This window comes from Streptomyces sp. NRRL S-495 (genome assembly GCF_000966955.1).
Taxonomy (GTDB): domain Bacteria; phylum Actinomycetota; class Actinomycetes; order Streptomycetales; family Streptomycetaceae; genus Kitasatospora; species Kitasatospora purpeofusca.
Window position 1 is genome coordinate 1 of the sequence record NZ_JZWY01000818.1, and the last position, 4,824, is coordinate 4,824.

3 protein-coding genes are annotated in these 4,824 nt (G+C 74.8%); all 3 read left to right on the forward strand.

The window, feature by feature from the left end:
* Positions 1-678: 678 nt before the first annotated feature.
* On the forward strand, positions 679-2,322 hold the full coding sequence (locus VR45_RS34140) for an alkaline phosphatase D family protein (RefSeq protein WP_045943790.1): 1,644 nt from the start codon (positions 679-681) through the stop codon (positions 2,320-2,322).
* Positions 2,323-2,709: 387 nt separating this feature from the next.
* Complete coding sequence (locus tag VR45_RS34145; protein ID WP_045943791.1) at positions 2,710-3,969, forward strand: helix-turn-helix domain-containing protein; 1,260 nt, start codon at positions 2,710-2,712, stop codon at positions 3,967-3,969.
* 183 nt (positions 3,970-4,152) lie between these two features.
* Complete coding sequence (locus tag VR45_RS34150; protein ID WP_286163583.1) at positions 4,153-4,707, forward strand: cobalamin-dependent protein; 555 nt, start codon at positions 4,153-4,155, stop codon at positions 4,705-4,707.
* The last annotated feature ends 117 nt before the right edge of the window (positions 4,708-4,824 follow it).

The window sequence follows — 4,824 nt, forward strand, 5'->3', positions numbered from 1 at the left end:
GAACACGACCCTACGCACCGGGTGGGCGAAAAGCGAATCGGTTGTTCCCGCACGGTCCGCCCCGGAAGGCGCCGGGCCTCCGTCGGCCCCTCCTGCGTCCGACCTTCCGGTGCTGGGGCGGCGGGTCGCTCCCCACCGGGCGGCTGGCCGTGAACAACCCTTCCGGGCTCGGAGTATGACGCTCCGTCCGATGCCGTGAGCGGCGGGTTTGCGGGTGGGTGCGGTGTCGTGATTGGCTGCCGCCACCCACCCGCAGGCCCGTCGGGGTGATCTCACTCCGGGCTCCGCCGTGAACGCCGTCGACCGTCACGGTGGCCGAGGACCTGCCGGTCGCCGTCCGTGCGGGGCCGCGAGGCTCCGCCGACGGGCGTGCACCCCGCGCGCGGTGGAGGGACGGGCGGCGCTCGTCCATCTGCGCGCGGGCAGGACCGGCGGGCCGAGTGGGGCGGGCGGGTCCGCGCCGACCGCCCCGCTCGGTACGAATCCGGAGCGAATTCCGCTGCGTGACTACGGGGGAATCTCCCCGATTGTCCGATCCGGCCGCTGTGATCACGCGATGATCACCGGCCCGCCGATGCTCCGACGCCCGCCGTACCGCGCGGTCCACTCCAATTTCCCTCCGTACACAGCCGGTGTGTCCAGCCGGCCGGCCCCCGCGCACGGAAGGCAGTCCAGCCCATGGCCCGCACAGACCAGCAGCCCTCGCCCGACCGGCAGTTGACCGAGGCCGCCGCCCGGCTCGGCCTCGGCCGCCGCCGCTTCCTGACGGTCGCCTCGGTGGCCGCCGCGCTCGCGTTCACCACTGACCTGCCGAGCGCCCACGCCGCCGACACGGAACTCGCGCCCCGCACCCTGACCGAGAACCCGTTCACCCTCGGCGTCGCCTCCGGTGACGCGCTCGGCGACGCGGTGGTGCTCTGGACCCGCCTCGCCCCCCGCCCGCTGGAGCCCGGCAGCGGCCTGCCGCGGGCCGGACTGGTCAAGGTCGACTGGGAGGTCGCCCGGGACGAGCGCTTCCGCAAGGTCGCCCGGCGCGGCACCGCCAGGGCCCACGCCGAGTTCGACTGGTCGGTGCACGTGGACGTCGACGGCCTCGACCACGACCGGGTGTACTGGTACCGCTTCCGGGTGGGTGCCTGGACCAGCCCGGTCGGCCGGACCCGCACCGCCCCGGCCCGAAACCGCCACGTCGACCGGGTCCGCTTCGGCCTGGTCTCCTGCCAGGCGTACGAGGACGGCTACTTCACCGCGTACAAGCACCTGGCGGAGGAGGACCTCGACGCCGTCTTCCACGTCGGCGACTACATCTACGAGTACGGGATCGACGCCGTCGGCGGCGACCGCAAGTACACCGACCGCACCCTGCCGTCGCTGTTCGCCCACGAGACCACCACCCTGGCGGACTACCGGCTGCGCTACGCCCTCTACAAGACCGACCCCGACCTCCAGGCCGCGCACGCCGCCTTCCCCTGGTACGTCACCTGGGACGACCACGAGGTGGAGAACAACTACGCGGCCGGCATTCCCGAGAAGGGCCAGTCCCCGGAGGCGTTCGTCGCCCGCCGCGCCGCCGCCACCCGCGCGTACTGGGAGAACATGCCGCTGCGGATGCCGCAGCCGACCGCCACCGAACTCAAGCTGTACCGCCGCCACCACTACGGCCGGCTGGCGCAGTTCGACATCCTCGACACCCGCCAGTACCGCTCCGACCAGGCCAACGGCGACGGCTGGCAGTTCCCCACCGCGGAGTCGGCGGACCCGCGCCGTACCCTGATGGGCGCCACCCAGGAGCGCTGGCTGCTGGACGGCTTCCGCAGCTCCCGCGCGGTGTGGAACGTGGTGCCGCAGCAGGTGGTGCTCTCCCGCCGCAAGAACACCACCGCGGAGGTCTCCAAGCTGTCCATGGACGCCTGGGACGGTTACCCGGCCGCGCGCGAACGGCTGCTGGCCGGCGTCGAGGACATCGGCGTCGAGAACCTCGTCGTCCTCACCGGGGACGTGCACGTCGCCTACGCGATGGACGTCAAGCGCGACTTCGACGACCCGGACTCGCGGACCGTCGGCGTGGAGATCGTCGGCACCTCGATCGCCAGCGACGGGGACGGCGCGGAGCACCCGGCCAACTGGGCCACCCTGACTGCCGCCAACCCGCACCTGAAGTTCTACGACGGGCGGCGCGGCTACACCGCGATCACGCTCGACGAGGAGCACGCCCGCGCCGACTACCGGGTGGTCTCGCACATCACCCGCCCCGGCGGAACGGTGTCCACCGCCGCCTCCTTCGTCAGTGAGGCGTACAACCCGGGGCTCCAGCGCGCCTGACGCCGTCCCGTTCCCGTCCTGCCCCGTCCTGCCCAGTCCGTTCCCGTCCTGCCCCGCTCCGAGCCACCGGCCCGGGCGTACCGTCCCCCGATGCGGTACGCCCGGGCCGGTCCCGTGGCACCCCCCTTTCTCGCCGGTCCCGCCCAGAGTCGTCGATCCCGTTCCATGCCTTCAGGCGTCCGGAGGGTTCGTGGACGATGCGGAGGTGTCGTGAACCTGTGGTGATCGACCGTTGATCGGCCGTAGAGCCGGGCCGTGGACCATCGGCGCCAGGGGAAAGCCGGTCCGACGGTCACCACCGTCCGGCGCCGCCCTCGGGCCCGCCTGACGGGGGGCGCGGGCCCCTGGTCCCCGGTACTTGGCCAACCCACGGAAGGCGGACGGAGCATGGACGGCGGTCACACCCTGCAGTCGACGGCGGGCTTCGGCGAGCTGCTCAGGATCCGGCGCGAGCGCATCGGCCTGACCCAGCAGATCCTCGCCGACCACGCGACACTGAGCGTCCGGGCGATCCGCGACATGGAGAGCGGACGGGTCCAGCGCCCCCGGCAGGAGACGGTCCGGCTGCTCGCCGACGCGCTGCGGCTGGAGGGCCGCAGCCGCTCGGTGTTCGAGGCGGCCGCACGCCGCCAGGCGCTCGCCGAGGAGCCGCGCGACGAGCCGACCGCGCCGCCGGTCGCCCGGGGCGCGATCGTCGGCCGCGAACCGGAGATCGACGTGCTCACCGAGGCCCCCGCCGTGCACGGCGACCGGCTGATGACCGTGGCCGGCCTCGGCGGGGTCGGCAAGACCCGGCTGGTGCTGGAGGTGGCCCGCCGGCTGCACCTGACCGCCCGCTGGTCGGTGCGCTGGATCGACTGGGCCCGCCAGCCCGGGATGGGCCCCGAGCGCCGGGCCGACCTGGTCGGGGCGATCGGCGCCCGCCCCACCCTGCTGGTCCTGGACGGCGCCGACTCCGGGGTTGAGACCGCCCTGCTGGACGAGCTGTTCCAGCGCTGCCCCGGCCTCAGCGTGCTGATCACCGCCCGGGTCGCGCAGCCGCTGCCCGGCGGGCAGGTGGTCCCGCTCGCCCCGCTGCCCACGCCCGGTCCCGAGCTCGACCACGACCCGGCCGCGCTGGCCGAGGTCGGCGCCGTCCGGCTGCTGCTGTCGCACCTGCGCCGGCTGCGCCCCGGGTACCGGCTGGAACCGGAGGAGGCGCCCGCCGTGGCCGCGCTCTGCCGGCAGCTGGACGGCCTGCCCGGCGCCCTGGAGCTGGCCGCCGGCTGGTCGACAGTGCTCTCGCCGCGCCAGCTGGTGGCGCGGATGGCGGACGGGCCGTTCCACCTGGGGCCGCCGCCGGCCGGCTTCGGCGGGCGCGGGGGTGTGGGCGAGGCGCTGGACGCGGCGGTGGACCGGCTGACGCTGGGCCAGCGCGACCTGCTGGAGCGGCTGGCCGCCGAACCGGGGGACTGGTCCGGGGAGGACGCCGTCGAGCTGAGCGGACGGCCGCCGCAGGAGTCGCTGGCCGCCGTGCACGAGCTGCTGGCCAGCGGGCTGATCCGCAGTGTGCCGGCCCGGGACGGCGTCCGGTTCACGGTGCTGAACCTCTGCCGCCGGCTGTTCGGCGGCGCCGGGGCGTACCCGGTGCTGGCCGCGGCGAGCTAGCCGCCGGGGCGCCGCCGGGTCCCGATACTGCCCGTCCTGCCCGATACTGCCCGTCACTTGCCGGACGAGCTGCCGGTCCGCCCACCGGATCCTGCCTAGCGTTCTGCTCAGGCCGGGCGAGCCGGTCGCCGGCGCCGCCGGGCCGGGACTCCCACCACCCACCGACTACAGAGGGTTTGCGCCGTGAACCAGTTGGAGCCGCAGCGCGGAAAGGCCGAACCGGCCGGTCTGGACGTCGTCGTGACGACCATGGCCTCGGACTCGCACACCTGGAACCTGGTCTTCCTGCAGCTGCTGCTGGAGGAGCTGGGCCACCGGGTCACCAACCTGGGTGCCTGTGTGCCGGACGAGCTGCTGGTCTCCGAGTGCCGCCGGATCGAGCCCGACCTGATCGTGCTGAGCAGCGTCAACGGGCACGGCTACCACGACGGCCTGCGGGTGATCCCGGCGCTGCGCGCCTGCCCCGAACTGGCCGCCACACCGACGGTGATCGGCGGCAAGCTCGGCATCGCCGGCTCCGGCGACCCGGACCGGCAGCGGTCGCTGCTCGCGGCCGGGTACGACGGGGTGTTCGAGGAGGGGCGCTCGGTCGCCGACTTCCGCTCCTTCGTCGGCGCGCTGCCCGCCGCCTCGCGGGCCGTGCCCACGCCCGCCGACCGTGCGCTGCCCGCGGATCGTGCGCTGCCCACCGCCGCCAGATCCCTGCCCACCGCCTCCGCCTCCGGGGTGCTGCGATGACCGGCCTCGCCACCGCGCCGCGCGGGGACGCCCCCGCCGCCCCCGGCTTCGGCGCCTTCGTCGCCCGCGCCCGGGCCGCCGGGACCCTGGTGGTCCAGCCCCGGATGGGCATGGCCG

Bases quoted from the DNA above. Each gene is read 5' to 3' on its own strand.
- VR45_RS34145 (WP_045943791.1), top strand. From the start codon at position 2,710: ATGGACGGCGGTCACACCCTGCAGTCGACGGCGGGCTTCGGCGAGCTG.
- VR45_RS34140 (WP_045943790.1), top strand. From the start codon at position 679: ATGGCCCGCACAGACCAGCAGCCCTCGCCCGACCGGCAGTTGACCGAG.